The sequence below is a fragment of the Aeromonas sp. 2MA4 genome (assembly GCF_029237305.1).
Lineage (GTDB): Bacteria > Pseudomonadota > Gammaproteobacteria > Enterobacterales > Aeromonadaceae > Aeromonas > Aeromonas salmonicida.
The window spans coordinates 81,558-103,776 of the sequence record NZ_JAACFY010000015.1 but is presented as its reverse complement, the minus strand read 5'-3'; the positions used below and the strand labels follow the sequence as shown (position 1 = coordinate 103,776).

Annotated in this window: 17 protein-coding genes and 4 tRNA genes; 14 read left to right on the top strand and 7 right to left on the bottom strand. The window is 58.6% G+C overall.

Annotated elements, in window-relative coordinates:
* The first annotated feature begins 36 nt into the window (after window positions 1-36).
* On the top strand, window positions 37-891 hold the full coding sequence (locus tag GWQ31_RS15550) for a carboxylate/amino acid/amine transporter (RefSeq protein WP_021140194.1): 855 nt from the start codon (window positions 37-39) through the stop codon (window positions 889-891).
* Here the strand turns inward: GWQ31_RS15550 and GWQ31_RS15545 are convergent.
* The gene (locus tag GWQ31_RS15545; protein ID WP_256686464.1) at window positions 888-1,748 is read right to left on the bottom strand and encodes a sensor domain-containing diguanylate cyclase; all 861 of its coding nucleotides are present in this window, start codon (window positions 1,746-1,748) and stop codon (window positions 888-890) included. The genes GWQ31_RS15550 and GWQ31_RS15545 overlap by 4 nt on opposite strands.
* A gap of 70 nt (window positions 1,749-1,818) precedes the next feature.
* Window positions 1,819-2,532, bottom strand: coding sequence for a 3-deoxy-D-manno-octulosonic acid kinase (locus GWQ31_RS15540; protein ID WP_005319464.1), 714 nt, complete (start codon window positions 2,530-2,532; stop codon window positions 1,819-1,821).
* 185 nt (window positions 2,533-2,717) lie between these two features.
* Here GWQ31_RS15540 and GWQ31_RS15535 point away from each other — a divergent pair, with 185 nt between their 5' ends.
* The 7 genes from GWQ31_RS15535 (at window position 2,718) to GWQ31_RS15505 (ending at window position 10,142) form a co-directional block, all read left to right on the top strand.
* On the top strand, window positions 2,718-3,773 hold the full coding sequence (locus GWQ31_RS15535; RefSeq protein ID WP_275909729.1) for a glycosyltransferase family 9 protein: 1,056 nt from the start codon (window positions 2,718-2,720) through the stop codon (window positions 3,771-3,773).
* Between the two features lie 299 nt (window positions 3,774-4,072).
* On the top strand, window positions 4,073-4,699 hold the full coding sequence (gene gmk / locus GWQ31_RS15530; protein ID WP_275909728.1) for a guanylate kinase: 627 nt from the start codon (window positions 4,073-4,075) through the stop codon (window positions 4,697-4,699).
* A gap of 79 nt (window positions 4,700-4,778) precedes the next feature.
* A complete protein-coding gene (gene rpoZ, locus GWQ31_RS15525) occupies window positions 4,779-5,054 on the top strand; it encodes a DNA-directed RNA polymerase subunit omega (protein ID WP_005307060.1) in 276 nt (91 codons plus the stop codon).
* A gap of 134 nt (window positions 5,055-5,188) precedes the next feature.
* Window positions 5,189-7,306 (top strand): bifunctional GTP diphosphokinase/guanosine-3',5'-bis pyrophosphate 3'-pyrophosphohydrolase, encoded by a 2,118-nt coding sequence (gene spoT, locus GWQ31_RS15520; RefSeq protein WP_096119794.1) that lies wholly within the window; start codon window positions 5,189-5,191, stop codon window positions 7,304-7,306.
* Between the two features lie 156 nt (window positions 7,307-7,462).
* Window positions 7,463-8,209 carry a tRNA (guanosine(18)-2'-O)-methyltransferase TrmH gene (gene trmH / locus GWQ31_RS15515; protein WP_275909727.1) on the top strand — a complete coding sequence of 249 codons (747 nt, stop codon included), beginning with the start codon at window positions 7,463-7,465 and terminating at the stop codon, window positions 8,207-8,209.
* Window positions 8,199-9,239 (top strand): alpha/beta fold hydrolase, encoded by a 1,041-nt coding sequence (locus GWQ31_RS15510; RefSeq protein ID WP_005319476.1) that lies wholly within the window; start codon window positions 8,199-8,201, stop codon window positions 9,237-9,239. The genes trmH and GWQ31_RS15510 overlap by 11 nt, the downstream gene beginning before the upstream one ends.
* 90 nt (window positions 9,240-9,329) lie before the next feature.
* Window positions 9,330-10,142: a Cof-type HAD-IIB family hydrolase gene (locus tag GWQ31_RS15505; RefSeq protein WP_275909726.1), complete on the top strand. Its 813-nt coding sequence runs from the start codon at window positions 9,330-9,332 to the stop codon at window positions 10,140-10,142.
* A gap of 116 nt (window positions 10,143-10,258) precedes the next feature.
* On the opposite strand, the gene GWQ31_RS15500 is transcribed toward GWQ31_RS15505, so the two are convergent.
* The 5 genes from GWQ31_RS15500 to GWQ31_RS15480 all read right to left on the bottom strand — a co-directional run bounded on the left by GWQ31_RS15500 (window position 10,259) and on the right by GWQ31_RS15480 (window position 11,419).
* Window positions 10,259-10,771, bottom strand: coding sequence for a ricin-type beta-trefoil lectin domain protein (locus tag GWQ31_RS15500; protein ID WP_275909725.1), 513 nt, complete (start codon window positions 10,769-10,771; stop codon window positions 10,259-10,261).
* A 186-nt stretch (window positions 10,772-10,957) separates the two neighbouring features.
* Window positions 10,958-11,034 (bottom strand) — tRNA-Pro (locus GWQ31_RS15495).
* A 76-nt stretch (window positions 11,035-11,110) separates the two neighbouring features.
* A tRNA-Leu gene (locus GWQ31_RS15490) sits at window positions 11,111-11,196 on the bottom strand.
* A 20-nt stretch (window positions 11,197-11,216) separates the two neighbouring features.
* Window positions 11,217-11,292, bottom strand: a tRNA-His gene (locus tag GWQ31_RS15485).
* 50 nt (window positions 11,293-11,342) lie between these two features.
* Window positions 11,343-11,419: transfer RNA gene (locus GWQ31_RS15480), tRNA-Arg, on the bottom strand.
* Between the two features lie 258 nt (window positions 11,420-11,677).
* Between GWQ31_RS15480 and GWQ31_RS15475 the strand changes: the two genes are divergently transcribed.
* The 6 genes from GWQ31_RS15475 (at window position 11,678) to kdpA (ending at window position 22,181) form a co-directional block, all read left to right on the top strand.
* Complete coding sequence (locus GWQ31_RS15475) at window positions 11,678-12,268, top strand: TetR/AcrR family transcriptional regulator (protein WP_059112354.1); 591 nt, start codon at window positions 11,678-11,680, stop codon at window positions 12,266-12,268.
* Window positions 12,265-13,371, top strand: a complete 1,107-nt coding sequence (locus tag GWQ31_RS15470; RefSeq protein WP_059112353.1) for an efflux RND transporter periplasmic adaptor subunit — start codon at window positions 12,265-12,267, stop codon at window positions 13,369-13,371. The genes GWQ31_RS15475 and GWQ31_RS15470 overlap by 4 nt, the downstream gene beginning before the upstream one ends.
* A 15-nt stretch (window positions 13,372-13,386) precedes the next feature.
* Window positions 13,387-16,467 (top strand): multidrug efflux RND transporter permease subunit, encoded by a 3,081-nt coding sequence (locus tag GWQ31_RS15465; RefSeq protein WP_275909724.1) that lies wholly within the window; start codon window positions 13,387-13,389, stop codon window positions 16,465-16,467.
* A gap of 92 nt (window positions 16,468-16,559) precedes the next feature.
* A complete protein-coding gene (locus GWQ31_RS15460) occupies window positions 16,560-18,557 on the top strand; it encodes an ATP-binding protein (RefSeq protein ID WP_265463066.1) in 1,998 nt (665 codons plus the stop codon).
* 76 nt (window positions 18,558-18,633) lie between these two features.
* Window positions 18,634-19,983, top strand: a complete 1,350-nt coding sequence (gene gorA, locus GWQ31_RS15455) for a glutathione-disulfide reductase (RefSeq protein ID WP_265463065.1) — start codon at window positions 18,634-18,636, stop codon at window positions 19,981-19,983.
* A 515-nt stretch (window positions 19,984-20,498) separates the two neighbouring features.
* A complete protein-coding gene (gene kdpA, locus GWQ31_RS15450) occupies window positions 20,499-22,181 on the top strand; it encodes a potassium-transporting ATPase subunit KdpA (protein WP_059112350.1) in 1,683 nt (560 codons plus the stop codon).
* The last annotated feature ends 38 nt before the right edge of the window (window positions 22,182-22,219 follow it).

Here is a 22,219-nt window from a genome sequence, read left to right as displayed (position 1 = left end):
GCCCTCAAAATTGACAACTGACGATAAATCAAACACATGAACTATTTGATAGGGGTTACCCTGCTCTGGTCATTCTCCTTCAGCCTGATCGGGGTCTATCTCGCCGGCCAGGTGGATGCCTACTTCTCCGTGCTGACGCGCATCGTCCTCGCCAGTCTGGTGTTTCTGCCCTTCCTCAGACGCCGCTGGCTGCGGCCTGATTTCGCACTCAAGCTGATGGGACTCGGCGCCATCCAGCTCGGCATCATGTATCTGTTCTACTACCAGTCCTTCCTGCTGTTGACGGTGCCGGAAGTGCTGGTGTTCACCATCTTCACCCCCCTCTACGTCACCCTGCTCCACGACCTGCTGGAGCGTCGCTTCAAGCCTGTGTATCTGTGGGGCGCCCTGCTGGCGGTGCTGGGGGCAGCCGTCATCCGCTTCGACGGGCTGACCGAAAGCTATGCACTGGGATTCCTGGTGGTGCAGGGTGCCAACCTCAGCTTCGCCATGGGACAAGTGGGCTACAAGGTACTGCTGGCACGGGAAGCACAGCAACCGCCACAGCAGGCGGTATTCGGCTGCTTCTATCTGGGAGCACTGGCTGTCGCCCTGCCCGCCTGGTGGTTGCTGGGCAAGCCGCAGTATCCGACTTCCGGTTTACAGTGGGGCATTTTGCTCTGGCTGGGGGTGGGAGCCTCCGGCCTCGGCTACTTCCTGTGGAACAAGGGCGCGACCAGAGTCAGCAGCGGTGTGCTGGCCATCATGAACAACGCCCTGATCCCGGCGGGCCTGCTGGTCAATCTGTTGATCTGGGGCAAGGATACCAATCTCGCCAGGTTGGCCATTGGCGGCCTGCTGATGCTGGCCTCCCTCTGGATCTGTCAGCGCGCCAGCGTGAGCAAGCATTAACCAACGACGGCATTGTGCTCCCGTCTGGCCTGACCGTGGCAGGTCGCCAGCCGGGCCAGCAAGTGATCGATATGCTCGCCGGCCTGGCTCTGCACCAGCCCGACACTGACGGTCACAGGCCGCTGCGGCAGCAGGCTGGCATCGGCGATCTCGAGGCGCAATCGCTCGGCAATCTCGAGGCCACTCAAGCGATCGGTCTGGGAGAGCATCAGGATGAAACCGTCCTGGTCCCAGCGGGCGAAGGGATCTTCCCGCCGCAGCTCGTGTCGTACCATGCGCGCCAGCTTGGCCAGCATGGCATCGCAGGCCGCTTCGCCAAACAGTTGCTGGATCTTGGCACTGTGGTCGACGGTAAACTGCAACAGGCTGAAACTGCCGCTCTCGGTCGCCAGCCGCTCGTCGAGCAGCTGTTCGAAGTGGCTTCTGCTCTCCAGCCCGGTAAGGGGGTCCGTGCCATGCCGCTCTTCCGCCACCGGCTGTGACTCGAGCAGGCGCACCACCCCCAACACCTGACCGTGAACATCGCGCCGGGCCCGCTCTTCCAGCCGAACATAATGACCGTCGTGATGCAGGATGCGGTACTCGAGCCGGATCTGGGGCACTCGCCCACTCTGACAGGCAGCGAGAGCCTCCTGCAGCACAGCCACATCGTCGGGATGCACCCGGTCCAGCCAGCCGAGATCGTCCAGACCGGTTTCATTCAATCCCAGCAGACGCAGACAGGAGAGATCCCGCTGCACACCCTGTTGCGGGCTCCAGCTCCAGAGTCCCGCCTCCAGCAGAGCCATGGCATCCGCCATCAGCGTCGGATCAAACCGGGTGACCACTTCCCTCAGGGGAGCCTTGAGCATGTCCATCGAATGCCTCGAAACCGAATCTGAATACCTGCTCAATAAGTAACATTGGCTCTCGCGCCGAGCAACAGGGTCAGCTCGCTTTTCCCTGATAACCGCTCATCAGCGCCTGCCAGTTTTCCGGCACGAAGTGAAAACTGGTGTGCAATTGGGACTCTTTACTGAAGGAGCGTTGCAGCCGTTCCAGATTGGCCTGCTGCCAGCTGCCCGGGGAACGGATCGCCCCCTTGTCGAAGTCGATCACCCACACCTTGCCCTCCTTGTCGAGCAGCAGATTGTGGCTGTTGAGATCCGCATGATAGACACCCGCATCGTGCAGCTGGCGCACCGTCTGACCTACCTTGTGCCACACCTGGTCGGCGATCGGCCCCTGCTTGAGCAGGGCCACCAGGTCCTTGGCACCGCGAATACGTTCGATAAGGATATCGGCGCGATAGAAGGGGCCCTGCTTGACCATGCGGGCCGCAAACGGGCGCGGCACCGGCAAGCCTTGCTCGCTCAACTTGGCCAGCAGAGTGTATTCGGCCATGGCCCGACTGGATTCCACCCCCTCGAACCAGAAGCGATCCCGCACCACCTTGCCCACCATGCCGCCACGATAGTAATGACGCAGCACAAGATGACGGGATTCATCCTTCACGAACCAGGTCACACCACGCCCTATGGCAGAACCCACCACCTGGCGATGTGTCTGCCACCAGGCCGGATCAAACAGCTCGGGAGAAGGGTCACGAAAAACCCCTTCGGCGTACCAGCAGATCTGGTTGTGTTCGGTCTGTATTCGCATCTTGGTGATTCCGGTCGGTCAGTAATCGCAATGGTTCGATTCACGATAAGGCGGCTTGCCAGCACGGACCCGTGCACCTTGTGAGGAGCAGGGCCGGTACCGACTGCCAGTTGCGCGCAATTTTACAATCCACAGGGGAGTTTGCATAATGCCATCCATCCATTTTTCCACCATAGCGCCACATCATGCCGCTGTTCCAAACGCCGCCCTCTTCCATCTGCATCCTGCGGCTCTCCGCCATCGGGGATTGCTGCCACGCGCTGGCGCTGGTGCGCGTCATCCAGCGGGCCTGGCCCCAGACTCGCATCACCTGGATCACCGGCAAAATCGAAGCAACCCTGTTTGCCGACTTGCCCGGGGTCGAGGTGATCGCCTTTGACAAGAGCAAGGGTTGGCGCGGGTATCTCGACCTGTGGCGCACCCTCAAGGGACGCAAGTTCGATGCGCTGCTCCACCTGCAGGCGGCCATGCGCGCCAGCATAGCGACGCTCGGTATCAAGGCCAGGGTCAAACTCGGTTTCGACAAGGCGCGCGCCAACGACGGTCAGTGGTTGTTCACCAACCACAGGGTTCCCTCCCCCACGTCTCCCCATGTGCTGGACGGTTTCCTTGCCTTTGCCAAAGAGCTCGGCATCAAGGATCTGACGCCGGACTGGCAACTGCCCATCAGCGCCGAACATAAAACCTGGGCCAGGGAGAAAATCGGCGGCAAACCGACTCTGCTCATCTGTGCCGCCGCCAGCAAGGCATTCAAGAACTGGACTGCCGAAGGCTATGCTGCACTGGCGGATCACGCGACCAACAAGGGCTTTCAGGTCTACCTGTGCGGCGGCCCGGCCAAACTGGAGCGGGATCTGGCGGCCGACATACAGCGGCTGAGCCAGAGCAAACCGGTGGCTCTGGTGGGGCAGACCAACCTCAAACAGCTGCTGGCCCTGATTGGTGAAGCGAGCCTGGTGCTGGCCCCCGATACCGGCCCTACCCACATGGCAACCCTGGTAGGCACGCCGGTCATCGGCCTCTACGCCCACCACAATCCTGCTCGCACCGGCCCCTATCTGTGCCGTGACTACGTGGTCAGCGTCTATCAGGAACTGATCGAACAGGAAACCGGCAAGCCGCTGGCCGAGCTCGGCTGGCGCACCCGCCTCAAGGATCCGGATGCCATGGGCAAGATAGGGATTGAGAGGGTCATCGCCACCTTTGACCGGCTCTGCGCCGATCGTCACCTGCCCGGCTGAGGGCGATTCGGAAATTCCGAGCCATGAGGCAGGGATAACCTGATGGCCCCTGTCCCGCCTGCGGGGCAGAATGGCAGCCGATGTGGGTTACGCTCCCGCAGCAAGCAACGAATACTTTGATCGGCTGGAATATGATTCCAGCCGTTTTTTTATCCGCCGCCTTCTGATAAAATTCGCCGCCTTTACATCCTCCCGACTCAAGAATTTCCTGCGTTTTGCGTTTGGCTGTCTCCCTTTCGGGCACAAGACGGCGGCCTCTGCTACAACCAAAACGCAGCTCTAGATAATAAGGTAATGACATGGCGCAACAAGGCACTCTCTATATCATCTCCTCCCCGAGCGGGGCGGGTAAATCCAGCCTGCTCAATGCCTTGCTGACCAAACACAACCCGGCTGGCAAGATGCAACTGTCGGTTTCCCACACCACCCGCGCCACTCGTCCCGGCGAAGAGAACGGGGTGCACTACCACTTTGTGCAGGTGGAAGAGTTCAAGGAACTGATCGATCGCGGTGACTTTCTGGAGTGGGCAGAGGTATTTGGCAACTATTACGGCACCTCTCGCGCCGCCATTGAAGCCTCCCTGGCTCAGGGGATCGACGTCTTCCTCGACATCGACTGGCAGGGCGCCCGCCAGATCCGCGAGCAGATGCCGACCAAATCCATCTTCATTCTGCCCCCCAGCCGCGCCGAGCTGGAACAGCGCCTGATCGGACGCGGTCAGGACAGCGCCGAGGTGATTGCCGGCCGGATGGCGAAAGCCATTGCCGAAATGGTGCACTACGACGAGTATGACTATGTCATTATCAACAAGGACTTTGAGCTGGCACTGTTCCAACTCAGGGCCATTATTGAGTGCCAACGGCTGGAAATGCGTCAGCAACAGCAGGCACAACAAAACTTGCTGCAACAGCTACTGGCAGAATAGGCCAAAAACAAGTAAACTTTTGCGTCATTTTTAAACACTGCTTTTTTAAACACAGAAAGCCCAAACACTGGAGTCCTGCATGGCACGCGTTACTGTAGAAGATGCTGTAAAACAGGTAGGTAACCGTTTTGACCTGGTGCTGGTCGCCGCCCGCCGCGCCCGCCAAATCGCGGTTCAAGGCAAAGATCCCCTGGTCGACGAAGAGAACGACAAACCGACCGTGATCGCCCTGCGCGAGATCGAACTGGGTCTGGTGAACAATCAAGTGATGGATACCCAGGACCGTTACGAGCAGCAAGAACAGGAAGCCGCCGAACTGGCAGCCGTTGCTGCCATCGCCGAAGGCCGCGGTTAAGTAAGTAATTTCCCATGGTCGGCGCCCGCCCGGGTGCCGACTGTTCTTCCCATTTACAACCGCTCGAAAACCTCGCAAACTCAGGACTATTCCTCAATTCCACGGATTGCCGTTTCACCGCTGCGGGGACTGTCTTGTATTTATTTGAAAATCTTAAAGAAATAGCCAGTTCCTACCTGCCTCCAGAGCAGGTTGAGAAGCTCAGGCAAGCCTATGTGGTGGCCCGTGATGCCCACCAGGGACAGATGCGTTCCAGTGGCGAACCCTATATCACCCATCCGGTTGCCGTTGCCCGCATTCTCGGTGACATGCGACTCGATCACGAAACCCTGATGGCCGCAGTGCTGCACGACGTCATCGAAGATACCCCCGTGACCAAGGCCGATCTGGCCGCACTGTTTGGCGATGCCGTCGCCGAACTGGTGGCCGGTGTCTCCAAGCTCGACAAGCTGAAGTTTCGCGATCGCAAAGAAGCTCAGGCCGAAAACTTCCGCAAGATGGTGATGGCCATGACCCAGGATATCCGGGTCATCCTGATCAAGCTGGCCGACCGCACCCACAATATGCGTACTTTGGGTTCGCTGCGGCCGGACAAGCGCCGCCGCATTGCCCGCGAAACCCTCGAGATCTTCGCCCCCATCGCCAACCGCCTCGGTATTCATACCATGAAGAACGAGCTGGAAGAGCTGGGTTTCGAGGCGCTCTACCCCATGCGCTCACGGGTATTGCGAGAGTCGGTACGCCGCGCCCGCGGCAATCGCCGTGAAATCATCGACTCCATCCAGAGCGAGATCGAGGGCCGCCTGCATGAGGCCGGCATCGACTCCCAGGTGAGCGGCCGCGAGAAGAACCTGTTTTCCATCTACAACAAGATGGAAAAAAAAGAGCTGCAATTTCATGAGGTAATGGATATCTACGCCTTTCGCGTCAGAGTGAAGGACATAGATACCTGTTACCGGGTGCTGGGGCAGATGCACAGCCTCTACAAGCCGCGCCCCGGTCGCTTCAAGGATTACATCGCCATCCCCAAGACCAACGGCTATCAGTCGCTGCACACCTCGCTGGTGGGACCCCACGGGGTGCCGGTGGAGGTACAGATCCGCACCGAGTTCATGGATCAGATGGCCGATAAAGGGGTTGCTGCTCACTGGGCCTACAAGCAGGATGGCGACAGCTCGGGCACCACGGCCCAGATCCGCGCCCAGCGCTGGATGCAGAGCCTGCTGGAGCTGCAGCAGAGTGCCGGCAGCTCGTTTGAGTTCATCGAAGGGGTCAAGACAGACCTGTTCCCTGACGAGATCTACGTATTCACTCCCGAAGGTCGCATCATGGAGCTGCCCACGGGTGCCACGCCGGTGGACTTCGCCTACACGGTACACACAGATATCGGCCACGCCTGTGTGGGGTCACGGGTTGACAGACATCCCTACCCCCTCAGCAGCCCGCTCTATTCGGGGCAGACGGTAGAGATCATCACGGCACCGGGCGCCCGCCCCAATGCGGCCTGGCTTAATTTCGTGGTGACCACCAAGGCCAGATCCAAGATCCGCCAATTCCTCAAGAATCTGCGCACCGAAGAGTCTGTGGTACTGGGCCGCCGCCTGCTCAACCATGCACTTGGCGCCAAGAACATCGAAGACATTCCGGAACCCCGCATCAAGCAGGTGCTGGCCGATACCAAACACGAAAACCTGCAAGGTCTGCTGGCCGACGTGGGCCTGGGCAACGCCATGAGCGTCATGGTGGCGCGCCGTATGCTGGGGGATGAACTGCCGCCGGAAGAGCAGCCCAAATCCAGCAGCAAGAAGATGCCGATCAAGGGTGCCGATGGCATGCTGGTCACCTTCGCCAACTGCTGCCGCCCGATCCCGGGGGATGCCATCATTGCCCACATCAGCCCGGGCAAGGGGCTGGTGATCCACCAGGAAGCCTGCCGCAACATCAAGGGCTACAGCCGCGAGCCGGACAAGTATCTGCCGGTGCAGTGGGAGGTGGACAAGGATCAGGAGCAGGAATTCCGCACCGGCATCAGCATAGAGATAGTCAACCATCAGGGTGCGCTGGCCGAGCTGGCCAACGTGATTGCCGCCACCGGCGCCAACATTCACGCCATCAGCACCGAAGAGAAGGATGGCCGTGTCTATCTGGTCACCCTGCTCATCACCACCAAGAGCCGCATCCACCTGGCCAACATCATGCGCAAGATCCGCGTGATGCCCAATGTGCTCAAGGTGAGCCGACAAAAGAACTGAAAACAGGCGGCGCAAGCCGCCTGCTGCTTTTATAGAGATAAGCCATGATCCCCGAATGCCTCAAGCAAATCAGTATCATACTGACCCAGCCTCAACCCGGCTCAACCCGCTTGCTGCGCACTCTTGGCACACCCGCCTCACCCTATAGAAACTGATATGACTCCTGAACGATTTAAACGGATTTCCGACATGCTGGCCCAGCGTCAGCTCGACTTGACCGTCTGCATGGAAGAGGTTCATAAACCTCACAACCTGGCCGCCATAGTGCGTACCGCCGATGCGATTGGCATCCACAGGGTGCATGCCGTCTGGCCCAAGACCTGGATCCACAAGCGCAAGGGCACGGCCCGCGGCAGCCAGAACTGGGTGGATGTGAAGCTGCACCCGGATATCGGCAGCGCCGTGGCCGAGCTGAAAGCCTCCGGCATGCAGATAGTGGCGACCCACCTCTCGGAGAGCTCGGTGGACTTTCGCACCATCGACTACACCAGACCCACCGCCATTCTGGTGGGTCAGGAGAAACACGGCATCGGTGAAGAGGCGCTGGCCCTGGCCGATCACCATATCGTCATCCCCATGGTGGGCATGGTGCAGTCCCTCAACGTCTCGGTGGCTACCGCCGCCATCCTCTACGAGGCACAGCGTCAGCGCGAGCTGGCGGGCTGTTATCAGCGCGGCTGTCCCCTCACGCTTGAAGAACAGAACACTATCTTGTTCGAGGGGGGCTACCCCATCTATGCCCAGCTCTGCAAAGAGAAAGAGATGCCCTATCCCCAGCTCGGCCCGGCCGGTGAAATTCTGGCGGACGAGGCCTGGTGGCAACGGATGCAGCTGACCCGCAAGGGCTGGGCTGCACAACAGGAAGATCCCCTGGATATGGAGTATCCAACCGATGAAATTTAACTGTCTGCCCCTGCTGGCACTGACCCTGTTTTCTGCCGGAGCCCTTGCCGTGACCAATCCCTATCCGCTGACATCCGAAGCCGAGGTCCCCGCGCTTTACCAGCAAACGCTGCCCGACTTCTGGCGTACACATGCTATCGAGGGGGAGTTCAAGGCCAGAGATGGCGTCACCATCCGCTATGCCGCCCTGCGCCAGGCCAAGGTGGATCGCGCCATCGTCATCGTCAATGGTCGGGTCGAGAGCTATCTCAAGTATCAGGAACTGGCCTGGGATCTGTGGCGCCAGGGCTACAGCCTCTACCTCATCGATCACCGGGGACAGGGCTTGTCCGACCGTATGCTGGCCGACAAGCAGAAAGGCTATGTTGCTGATTTCGAAGATTATGTGGTGGATCTCAAACAGTTCCACGACCAGGTCATCATGGCAGACCAACCCGCCAAACTGTTCCTGCTGGCTCACTCCATGGGCGGTGCCATCTCGGCGCTTTACCTGGAACGCTGGCCGGATGATATCAAGGCGGCCGTGCTCTCCTCCCCCATGATGGGCATCAACCTCGGCGGTCTGCCCAAATGGCTGGCACAGGGGCTCGCGGCCAGCATAGACACGGTCGGCAGCTGGCTGGGCGAACCACCCTATGGTCCCGGCCAGGGCAGCTACCAGTCACACGAATTTGCCGATAATGGCCTGAGCCACAGCGCGCCGCGCTATCAGGCGTTTCGCGATCTCTACGAACAGCACCCGCAAATCAAGCTGGGGGGTGTGACCGCCCACTGGATCCGCGAAGGGATAGCCGCTGGAGATACCGCCATTGCCGCCGCTGATCGGATCAAGACGCCACTGCTGCTGCTGCAGGCGGGGGAAGACAGCGTGGTAGACAATGCCGCCCAGGATGCTTTCTGTGCCAAGGCCAGATGTGAAGGGGGCAAACCGCTGCGGATAGAGGGCGCCTGGCATGAGCTGTTTATCGAGGCAGACCCTCAGCGCCAGGCCGCACTGAGCGCGACCCTGGCGTTCTTCGAGCGCTTCTAGCGCTGGTTATTTTTTGGATCCCTAAATAAATGGGGTGACGCAAAACGCTGGGGTACACTGCCCCGGCGTTCATTTGATGCCGAGGTAATGATGTTCAAGGTAGTTGTATCCGATCTCGATGGCACCCTGCTCAACAAGCAGCACCAGATCTCCCCCCGCACCCGTGACACCCTGCACCGTCTGGTGGAGCAGGGGATCAAGTTCGTGGTGGCCACAGGCCGGCACCATGTGGACGTGCGCAGCATTCGCGACACGCTCGGGCTGGACATCTACCTCATCACCTCCAACGGTGCCGTGGTGCACGACAAGCAGGATCAACTCATCTTCAATCAGGCGCTGCCAGCTGCCGTGGCCGCCGAGCTGATCGCACTGGATCGCGACCCCTCCATTCACCTCAATGTCTACTATGGCGACGAATGGCTGGTAGAAGAGGAATTGCCCTGGTTGCTGCAATTCCATGACGAGTCCGGCTTCACCTACCGCCTCACCGACCTCGCCACCCATCCGATGGACAAGGTCAACAAGGTCTTCTACATCGGCGAGCACGAAAAACTGCTGCAGATCGAGGCTCACCTCCACCAGCATTATGGTGATCGACTCAACGTCACCTTCTCCCTGCCGGACTGCCTCGAAGTGATGCACGCCGGGGTGCACAAGGGCAATGCCGTGCGCGCCGTGCTGGCACAGCATGGACTGGATATGTCTCAGGCCGTCGCGTTCGGGGATGGCATGAACGACTTCGAGATGCTGGACATGGTGGGCCGTGGCGTTGTGATGGGCAATGCCCACGACCGTCTCAAGCTCGCCTTGCCGGCACATGAGCAGACCCTGAGCTCGGACGAAGATGGGGTTGCCGTCTATCTGGAGCAGCTGTTCGCCCTCAGTACTGCTGGCGCAGCCTGACCCGTGACAACATGGATACCACGACTCTGGTATCCATGTTGTTTGGCAGATATTTCAAATCGAGACACAGGCGAAATCTCCCTCAGCCTGCAACCTGTCCCACATCCCCTATCCCCTCACCAGATGAGGCTTTTCAGATTCAACTGCTCCAGCATGCTAGCGCTACTCTTCCACTCGAAACTCTGGTTGGCACCCCCGTAGCACTCCGCCAGCCGGAGTGGTGTGCCGGGCTTGTGGCGACGACCGGCGACATCCAGACACCGATCAACCTTGTGATTGAGCAGACGATCCGCCTGCCACTGCCATTGGCGGCTATCATCCTGACACTCGGCCAGCACGAGCTCGCTCACCCCCTTGGCCACCAGACAGCGCTGCTCAAGCTGCAGGGCGCCGGCATCCCAGTTGAACTGCTGTCGGGTTATCTTTTCACAAGGTTGAGTGATCAGTTGATCCTGGGCATTCAATCCCACACAAAAACCACCGCTGGTCATCAGGGCAGAAGGAGCATCGATGGCCTGCCTGGGGGCTGCGCCCATCAGGATTTCATCCGGCTTGGGTTTGTACGAGCAGCCGCTGAGGGCCACGACAACCAGCGCCAACGTGCTGGCGCGAACTGTATTATGGTGCATATGACATTTTGGCCTGAAAAGTGTTCAATAATGCCCACTTTGCTGTGGGTCTGCGGCCCAGCATACCCGAAGCGGTGACAGGAAAGTGCCAACAGAAGTGTAAACAGACGTGACAAACACAGAGGTGGGGAAGAGAAGAAACGCCGGAAAGCGAAAAACCCCGCCGAAGCGAGGTTTTTCTGAAGATGGTCGGTGATAAAGGATTCGAACCTTTGACCCTCTGGTCCCAAACCAGATGCGCTACCGGGCTGCGCTAATCACCGAGACAATTTTTTCACTGCACACTCTTTCAAAACATCAAGACAACTACTTTCGGTCATCTTCATCATACAGCAAGTATGGTGCGAAGAGAGGGACTCGAACCCTCACACCCGGGGGGCACTAACACCTGAAGCTAGCGCGTCTACCAATTCCGCCACCTTCGCATACCTGACAAGCTGTAAAATGGGGTGGCTGATGGGGCTCGAACCCACGACAACCGGAATCACAATCCGGGACTCTACCAACTGAGCTACAGCCACCACAGCTGTTTTCGTTCCACAACACGCCCGTTTAACCGGCGCACTTTAAATGGTGCGCCCGACAGGATTCGAACCTGTGACCTCTGCCTCCGGAGGGCAGCGCTCTATCCAGCTGAGCTACGGGCGCTACGCTGTCGAACGGGGCGCATTATTGATGATGGGGGCAGGCTTGTCTACACTTTTTTGCTCCCGCCAAATCAACCGCTTGTTTTTCCATCGTTTATGGCGCTTTTTCACCATTTTTGTTTCATTCAGGCTGGATCCAGCTCTGCAACGCTAATTTGTTCCCCCCCTAATGGTGATGCATCCAGCAGTGGAACTTGACTTGCTTTAATGCCCCCCTAAAATGAATGAACGTTCATTCAGCCGTTATGATAATCGAGTCATGAACAAGAAAGAACGCATTTTCAATGCGGCTCATGAAATTCTCGGCGAGCAGGGTTTCCACGGTCTGTCCATTGCCGTGGTTGCCAAGAAAGCCAAGGTGGCAGCGGGCACCATCTACCGTTACTTCAGTGACAAAGATGACCTGATCCGCCAGCTCTATCAACACAGTATCCTCCAGTGTCATCCCCTGGTCATGGAAGGTGTGCAGATAGAGGAGGTGTCATTTCAGCAATTTCGGCGTCTGTGGCTCAACATCCACGCTTTTTTTGCCGACGACCCCAACGCACTCAAATGCAAGTTGCAATATGAGTGTTCCCCGTTGGGAGCCGAACTGGAGAAAGACCCGGTCATCATGGCCGCCTGGGCGCCTCTGGATCGCTTCTTCGAACGGGGACGTGAACAGGGTCTGTTTATCGATCTACCCGTCCGGGCACTGCAGGTGCTGAGTCTGGACTGTGTGGGAACTCTGGCGCTACAACGCCAGGTTCATCACTTTGAGCTGACGCAAGAACAGCTGGAAGCCGCGATCCGGGCCAGCTGGAATGCCATTTTAACCCCCAATTTTTCCACCTCAGGAGTCTGTTCATGAAAAAGTGGATGGCCATCATGTTGCTGATAGCGCTCGTCTTGTTTGGCAGCGTCATCGGCTTCAATATGTTCAAACAGAAGAAGATTGCAGAGTTCATGGCCAACCGGCCTGAGCCCGAGTTCCCCGTCACCGCCATGGTGACCAAGTCCCAGGACTGGGTGCCGACCATAGAGGCAATCGGCTTCATCGAGCCGAATCAGGGGGTGACACTCTCCAGCGAACTGGCAGGCACAATCGATGCCATCACCTTCGAGTCGGGCAAACCGGTCAAGGCTGAGCAGCTGCTGCTGAGCCTGGACTCCAGCGTGGAGAAGGCCAATCTGCAAGCCTCCCTGGCCAAGCTGCCGGCGGCGCGAGCCAAGTTCGAGCGTTTCCAGAACCTCTACAAGAAGAGCTCCATCTCCAAGGATCAACTGGATGATGCCGAAGCCAGCTACCGTTCACTGGAAGCGGACATCGACAGCCTGAAGGCAACCATTGCCCGTCGCCAGGTACGTGCCCCCTTCGGTGGCGTGGTCGGTCTGCGTAACGTCTTCCTCGGCCAGTACCTGCAACCGGGTACCGACATAGTGCGGCTGGAAGATACCAGTGTGATGCGCCTGCGCTTCACCGTGCCCCAGACCGATATCTCCAAAATCACTCTGGGCCAGACCGTCAAGATCAATGTGGACTCCTATCCGCAAGTGCAATTTGACGGGCATATCACCGCCATTGAACCCGCAGTCAACTACCAGAGCGGCCTGATCCAGGTACAGGCTGACATCCCGAACAACGGCGGTCAGCTTCGTTCCGGCATGTTCGCCCGCGCCAGCATCATTCTGCCCACGGTAAAAGACCAGGTTGTGATCCCGCAATCCGCCATCTCCTTCACCCTGTATGGCGAGAACGTCTATGTCATCCATGAGGCGGACGGCGTGAAACGGGCCAAGCAGGTAGTGGTCAAGGCGGGTGAGCGTCGCGGCAATGACGTGCATGTGCTGTCCGGCATCAAGGCTGGAGACCAGATAGTGCTGTCGGGTCAGGTTCGCCTGAGCAACGACACCAAGGTGCACGTGGTCGAAAACGATGCCCTGGCCGTTCCGGCACAAACCCCGATGCTGTAAGCGCGGAGATCTGCAATGCGATTTACTGACATATTTATAAAACGGCCTGTGCTGGCGATCTCGCTCAGCTTCCTGATCGCCCTGCTGGGCTTTCAGGCCATCTTCAAGATGCAGGTACGGGAATACCCCGAGGTGACCAATACGGTGATCACGGTCAGCACCAGCTACTATGGCGCCAGTGCAGACCTGATCCAGGGATTCATCACCCAGCCGCTGGAGCAGGCGGTGGCACAAGCCGACAACATCGACTTCATGACCTCCTCCAGTCAGCTGGGCAGCTCCACTGTCACGGCCTTCATGAAGCTGAACACGGACCCCAACGCCGCGCTCTCCGACATACTGGCCAAGGTCAACTCGGTACGCTCCCAGTTGCCGAAAGAGGCGGAAGACCCTTCGGTTACCTCCTCCACCGGCTCGACCACGGCAGTGCTGTATCTTGGCTTCACCAGCCCGGAGCTCAACTCCAGCCAGATCACCGACTATCTGGAACGGGTCATCAAGCCGCAGCTGTTCACCGTGGGCGGTGTGTCCAAGGTTGACCTCTACGGTGGGGTCGAATTTGCCCTGCGGGTATGGCTGGATCCGGCCAAGATGGCAGCCTTCAACCTGACCGCCAGCGACGTGATGACTGTGCTCAACAGCAACAACTATCAGTCAGCCACCGGTCAGGCGACGGGTTACTTCACCCTGTTCAACGGCAATGCCGAAACCCAGGTCAGCGATACCGACGAGCTCAAACGGCTGGTCGTCGCCACCCGTGACGGCAAGGTGATCCGCCTCTCCGACATCGCCAAGGTGACGCTGGAGAAGAGCCACGACATCTATCGCGCCAGTGCCAATGGTCGCGAAGCCGTGGTCATGGCGGTCAACGCAGCACCGACTGCCAACCCCATCAACATCGCCCACGATGTACTGGAGTTGATGCCAAGCCTGAAGAGCAACATGCCGAGCACCATGCAGACCAATGTGCTGTATGACTCAACCATCGCCATCAACGAGTCCATCCACGAGGTTATCAAAACCATACTGGAAGCAGCTGCCATCGTGCTGGTGGTGATCACCCTGTTCCTTGGCTCCTTCCGTGCCGTCATCATCCCGATCATCACAATACCGCTCAGTCTGATCGGCGTAGTGATGATGATGGATCTGTTCGGTTTCTCCATAAACCTGATGACCTTGCTGGCCATGGTACTGGCCATAGGTCTGGTGGTGGATGACGCCATAGTGGTGCTGGAGAACGTCGATCGGCATATCAAACAGGGGGAGGAACCCTTCCGGGCCGCCATCATAGGGACCCGCGAGATAGCCGTGCCGGTTATCGCCATGACGGTCACCCTGGCGGCTGTGTACGCGCCGATCGCCCTGATGGGCGGCATCACTGGTTCCCTGTTCAAGGAGTTTGCCCTGACCCTGGCGGGGGCAGTATTTGTCTCCGGCATCATAGCCCTGACTCTATCGCCCATGATGTGCGCCAAGATGCTCAAGGCCAACGAAAAGCCGGGCAAGTTCGAGAGCACGGTTCATCACCTGCTGGAACGGATGACAGACCGCTACGACAGCATGCTGCACGCCGTGATGCAAAAGCGCATCGTGGTCCTGGTGTTTGCCGTCATCGTATTTGGGAGTCTGCCGCTGCTGTTCAAATTCATCCCCAGTGAACTGGCTCCGTCGGAGGACAAGGGGGTGATGGCCGTGCTGGGTACGGCACCGTCCAACGCCAACCTGGACTACATCGAAAACACCATGGCGGACGTGAACAAGATCCTGGATGAGCAGCCGGAAATCGCCTACTCCCAGGTCTTCTCCGGTGTGTTCAATGCCAACCAGGCCTTTGGTATCGCCTCCATGGTACCCTGGAGCCAGCGTGAAGCGAGCCAGAAAGAGGTGCTGGACCGGGTTGCCAATCTGGTGAAAAACATCCCCGGCATGGCCATCACCACCTTCCAGTTCCCGGAACTGCCAGGTGCGTCGAGCGGTCTGCCGATCCAGTTCGTCATCACGACGCCGAAGAGCTTCGAGAGCCTGTTCCTGATCGCCGGTGAAATGCTGGCGGCCACCCAGGCCAACGGCCAGTTCGTCTATTCGGATCTCGATCTGAACTACGACTCCGCCACCATGAAGATCAAGATCGACAAGGACAAGGCCGGTGCCTACGGCATCACCATGCAGGACATAGGTATCACAATGGGCACCATGATGGCGGACGGTTACGTCAACCGTATCGACCTGGATGGCCGCTCCTATGAAGTGATCCCGCAGGTCGAGCGCAAGTACCGCATGAACCCGGAATCCATCAAGGGTTACTACGTGCGGGCGGCTGACGGTAAATCCATCCCGCTGGGGAGCCTCATCAGTATCGAAGTAGTCGGTGAGCCCCGTGCCCTGCCCCACTTCAACCAGCTGAACTCGGCCACCATAGGCGCAGTACCGGCACCGGGCGTGGCTATGGGGGATGCGATCAACTGGTTCAAGGCCACAGCCGAAGAGAAGCTGCCGCAAGGCTATCGCTACGACTTCATGGGTGAAGCCCGTCAGTTCGTGACCGAGGGCAATGCGCTCTACGCCACCTTTGCACTGGCCCTGGCCATCATCTTCCTGGTGCTGGCTATCCAGTTCGAATCCGTGCGTGACCCCCTGGTCATCATGGTCTCTGTCCCTCTTGCCATCAGTGGCGCCTTGATTGCGCTGGCATGGGGCATGGCCACCATGAACATCTACTCCCAGGTAGGCCTTATCACCCTGGTGGGTCTGATTACCAAGCACGGTATTCTGATCTGCGAAGTGGCGAAGGAAGAGCAGTTGCTGCATGGCATGAACCGGATGGAAGCCGTGATGCAGGCAGCCAAGGTGCGTCTGCGCCCCATACTGATGACCACGGCCGCCATGATTGCGGGTCTGATCCCGCTGCTGTATGCCGCGGGTGCCGGTGCGGCCCAGCGCTTCAGTATCGGTATCGTGATCGTGGCCGGTCTGGCGATCGGCACCATCTTCACCCTGTTCGTGCTGCCGGTGATCTATACCTACCTGGCCTCCGAACACAAACCCCTGCCGGTGTTTGATGAATCCATTCCGCCCAAAGCGAAAGGGAGTCACTGATACTCAAATTGACTGCTCAAGGCCCCGTTTCGGGGCCTTATTTTTATCACGCTAACGAAACACGACATAAGTGCATGAAGCAGTTAAACTAAATGGCAATATATCCAGACCGCAAGGACGCCATGTCAGGACTCTTCTCCAAGACCGCGCAGGCCGTCGGCCGCAACGGACTCTCATACCGACTGCTCTCCTATATTCTGGTGTGCAGTACCGTATTGGCGATGATCATTACGGCGCTTCAGCTTGCCTGGGATTACCGTAAAGATGTCGCTGTCATTGAAAGCAGCATCGGCCAGATCGAAGCTTCCTTCCTGCAGCCCATCGCCGCCAGTTTGTGGAATCTGGATGAAGAGCAGGTCAAGGTGCAGATCGAAGGCATCATGAACCTGCCCAACATGCAATTCGTGATGGTCAAGGAGATGCTCGGCAACTCGGAAGTCCCGCTGTTGACTCAGGGGGTCGAACGGGAAAGCTACGACATCTCCCGTGAATTCAACCTCACCTATCAGGGTGAAGTGGTTGGCAAGCTCTTCGTCGCAGCCTCCCTCGAGCAGATCTATCAGCGCCTTATCGAAAAGTCCGTGCTTATCCTGGTCAGTCAGACCATCAAGACGCTGGTGGTCTCCTTCTGCATCCTGATCATCATTTACTATCTGGTGGTGCGTCATATCAACCGCATCGCCAACTACGCCCAAAAATTCAATCTGGACAGGCTGGCTGTCGAACTGACGCTGGAAGGCCGCCCTCTGCCCCGCAAGAAACCCGATGAACTGGATACCCTGGTCGCCACCCTCAACCAGATGCGAACACGGCTGAACGATGAGTTTGCGGCGCGTCATCAGGCGGCAGAACAGCTGCAACAGGAGCGGGACTTCTCCGCCACCCTGATCAACTCTGCCAATATGGTCATCTGCTGCATGGAGCCGGATCTCAACATCGCCAGCATCAACCCGGCGGCCATACTGCTGACCGGCTACCACCAGCAGGAAATATTGCAGCACAACTGGCTGGATCTGTTTGTCAGCCAGGAGCAGCGGGAAGACCTGACCCTGGCCCTGGCCGATCACGGCGCCATCGAGGATAAAGAGGTCATCATGCATGACCAGCAGGGCCATGAGCTGGTACTGCAGTGGACCTTCGCCCCCTTCTACGAAGGGCCCAACCTCAAGTATCTGATCGGATTCGGTTATGACATCACCCGCCTGAAGAAGGTTGAGCGGGAGATCATTCAGCTCAACGAGCTGCTGGAAGGCAAGGTGGAAGAACGGACCCGCAGCCTGAGCGATGCCAACAATCAACTGGGCAGGGCATACGACGATCTGAAACAGGCCCAGCAAACCCTGGTGGAATCGGAAAAGATGGCCTCACTCGGTTCCCTTGTGGCTGGGGTCGCCCACGAGATCAACACCCCCATCGGCATCAGCGTGACCGCCTCCTCCTACCTGCAGGAGCGGGTAGCCGACTTCAAGCAGCACATCGAATCCAAGCAGCTGTCGCGCTCCTATCTCAACGAGTTCACCGTCAACCTCGACGAGTCCATGCAGCTGCTGCAGGGCAACCTGCGCCGCGCATCTGAGCTCATCGCCAGCTTCAAGCAGGTGGCGGTGGATCAGTCGTCCGAGGCACGCTACAACTTCAGCCTCGCCGACAACCTGCATCAGGTGGTGGTCTCCCTCGGTCACAAGCTGAAGAAGGCCCAGTGCGAGGTGGATATCCAGTGCGATCCCAAGCTGTCGATCTTCTCCTTCCCCGGCAGCTTCACCCAGATCTACTCAAACCTGATCCTCAACTCCATCAATCACGGCTTCGACAACTGGGACAAGCCCAAGAAGATCACCATCAAGGTGGAACAAGAGGGTGAAGAGCTGCTGATCAACTACAGCGACAACGGCTGCGGCATCCCACCCGAGATATTACCGCGCATCTTCGACCCCTTTGTCACCTCCAAGCGAGGCCAGGGCGGCAGCGGGCTCGGCACCCACATCATCTACAACCTGGTCGTGCAGTTGCTGAAAGGCCGCATCAGCTGTGCCAGCGAGCCGGGCAATGGCGCCCAGTTCCATATTCGCCTGCCAATCCAACATAACTGAGTGCTGGCTCTTGTGAGCCAGCCGCTTTATCCCCATCATGCTGTGATTGCCTTCTTAATGAGCGGAGAATCTCGCAATGGCACAGCATTTTGACTATATCGCCATCGGCGGCGGCAGTGGCGGTATCGCCTCGGCGAACCGGGCTGCCATGTACGGCAAAAAAGTTGCCCTGATTGAAGCCAAAGAGTTGGGGGGAACCTGCGTCAACGTCGGTTGTGTACCGAAGAAAGCCATGTGGTATGCAGGCCAGATCGCCGATGCCCTGAAATATGGCGCCGATTACGGCTTCGATACCACACTCAATCAATTCAGCTGGGCCAAGCTGGTCGAGTCCCGCCAGGCCTACATAGGCCGCATCCATCAGTCCTACCAGAATGTGCTGGGCAAAAACCAGATCACCGTCGTCAAAGGCTTCGCCCGCTTCGTCAATAGCAACACGATCGAGGTCAATGGTGAACAATTCACTGCCGATCACATACTGATCGCCACCGGTGGCCGCCCTGAAGTACCCACTATTCCCGGCGCCGAACTGGGGATCGACTCTGATGGTTTCTTCGATCTGCAGGCGCAGCCCAAGCGGGTTGCCGTGGTCGGTGCTGGCTATATCGCGGTCGAAATTGCTGGCGTGATGCAGGCCCTCGGCAGTGAAACCCATCTGGTGGTTCGCAAACACGCGCCGCTGCGCAACTTCGATCCCATGATCCACGAGACCCTGGTGGAGATCATGGCGCAAGAAGGGCCCAAACTGCACATCCATGCCACTCCCAAAGCGGTAATCAAGAACGCTGATGACAGTCTGACACTGCAGCTGGAAGATGGTCGCCACCTCACGGTCGACTGCCTGATCTGGGCCATTGGCCGCACACCAGCCACCGACAATCTCAACCTGACAGCAGCCGGCATCGAACTGGACGACAAGGGTTTTATCCCGACCGACAAGTTTCAGAACACCGCCGTCGCCAACGTCTATGCGGTGGGTGACAACACGGGTCGCATCCAGCTGACCCCGGTGGCCGTCGCCGCAGGTCGTCGCCTCTCGGAGCGGTTGTTCAACAACAAGCCCAATGAGCACCTTGATTACAATCTGGTACCGACAGTGGTGTTCAGCCACCCCCCCATTGGCACCATAGGCCTGACCGAGCCGGAGGCCATCGCCGAGTATGGCGAGAGTCAGGTGAAGGTGTACCGCAGCCAGTTCACCGCCATGTATTCGGCACTGACACAGCATCGCCAACCCACTCGCATGAAGCTGGTCTGTGTCGGGCCGGAAGAAAAAGTGGTCGGTCTGCACGGCATCGGCTTTGCCATGGACGAGATCCTGCAAGGCTTCGGTGTCGCCATGAAGATGGGGGCTACCAAGGCGGACTTCGACAACTGCGTGGCCATTCATCCCACCAGCGCGGAAGAGTTCGTGACCATGCGCTAAATGTACGTGAAGCCAGCCTCATCACACCATCAGGCTGGCTTCAATAACTGCGTTGCTATCCCCATCCCACCAGCGCGGAAGAGTTCGTGACCATGCGCTAAATGTGCGTGAAGCCAGCCTCATCACACCATCAGGCTGGCTTCAATAACTGCGTTGCTATCCCCATCCCACCAGCGCAGAAGAGTTAGTGACAATGCATTAAGCCTCTCGCCCTCTTCCTAGCAACCCGGTCTAGGCCGGTTTTTTTCATATCTGCCCTTCGCCAGCCCGACAAACCTGCGCTTTTTACGCCAATTTTACGCCCGCCCCATGCCGCTTTATGGCGCCTTTACGCCTGTTTTACATACCCTTTCAGCGTCAACTACACCAACGGAGTCGATGCTGTTTTACGTCGACTCTTGCAGCTAATTATTTCAATGGAGTCGATATGAATTGGCTATATCTGCTGCTGGTCCTCGCCCTTATGGGTTATCTGTTGCGCGCGTTAACGCGCAGCCACGAGTGAGGGATCTGATATGTGGCAAGAAGTGATCTATCCGGTAGCCTTTGTGCTGCTGGTCCTGCTGCCAGCACCCCTGCTTGGCAGCTATATATATCGGGTGTTTGAAGGCAAGAGCCGCTGGCTGTCGCCGATCGAGCGCGCCACCCTGGCCTGCTGCGGCACGGACGGACGGGAGCAGGACTGGAAGTCCTACGCCCTCAGCCTGCTGGCCTTCAACGGTGCCGGTTTCGGTCTGCTGTTCCTGATCCTGATGGCACAAGGCCTGCTTCCCCTCAACCCGCAGCAATTGCCAGGGCTGAACTGGGAACTGGCCTTCAACACAGCGGTCAGCTTCATGACCAACACCAACTGGCAAGCCTATTCCGGTGAGGCCAGCCTCTCCTACTTCAGCCAGATGGTGGGGCTTACCACCCAGAACTTCGTCTCCGCCGGTACCGGTGCGACCGTCGCCGTCGCCCTGTTTCGCGGCATCTCCCGCCAGCAGACCATACACCTTGGCAACTTCTGGCAGGATCTCGTGCGCTTCTGCCTCTATGTACTGTTGCCGATGGCGCTGATCATGGCACTGCTGCTGGTGTGGCAGGGTGTGCCCCAGAGCCTGTCTGCCTACCTGCCGTTCCACAGTCTGGAAGGTCAGGAGCAACTGCTGCCACTGGGCCCCGCTGCCTCGCAAATTGCCATCAAGCAGCTCGGTTCCAACGGTGGTGGCTTCTTCGGTGTCAACTCGGCTCACCCGTTCGAGAACCCGACCGCCCTTTCCAACTGGCTGGAGATGGTCGCCCTGCTGACCCTTCCCGCCGCGCTGGTCTGCACTCTGGGCCGTTACGTGAAGGACACGGGCCACGGCCGCGCCATCCTCACCGCCATGGCGTTGCTGTTCGTGCTGGGGCTCAGTCTCTCTGTTACTCAGGAGATGAAGCCGGACCCGAACCTGACTCAACTCACAACTCAGATGGGCAACTGGGAAGGCAAGGAGAGCCGGTTCGGCCCTGTGCTCTCCAGCATTTGGGAAGTCGCCACCACAGCCGCCTCCAACGGGTCGGTCAACGCCATGCATGACAGCTTCACCCCCCTCGGCGGCATGGTCGGCATGTTCAACATGTTGCTCGGTGAAGTGGTCTTTGGCGGTGTGGGTGCCGGTATCTACGGCATGATGCTGTTCGTTCTGCTGACCGTGTTCCTCTGCGGCCTGATGGTGGGGCGCACCCCGACCTATCTGGGCAAGCGCCTCGGTATCACTGAGATGAAATGGGTTGTCGCCAGCATGCTGGTGATGCCAGTCGGGGTATTGGTGATCGGCGGGGTGACGCTGCTGATGCCGGATGCCAGCACCATCATAGGTCATGAAGGCCCCCACGGGCTGTCACGGCTGATCTATGCCTATGCCTCGGCCGCGGGTAACAACGGCTCCGCCTTTGCTGGTCTCGCAGCCGCCGATAGCTGGCAATGCATCGCCATCGGCCTGGCCATGCTGCTCGGTCGCTTCGGTTACATCATCCCTGTGCTGGCCATCGCAGGTCAGCTCGCCCGCGCCCCGCGCCAGGAGACAGGTGAGAGTGACTTCCCGATCCGCGGCCCGCTGTTCATTACCTTGCTGATCATCACAGTACTGCTGATAGGTGGCCTCTCCTTCCTGCCGGTACTGGCGCTGGGACCGGTAGCCGAGCATCTGAGCCTGATGCAGGGAGCGTTCTGATGAACGACGCCAGCGCGATCACATCACAGATGCGAATG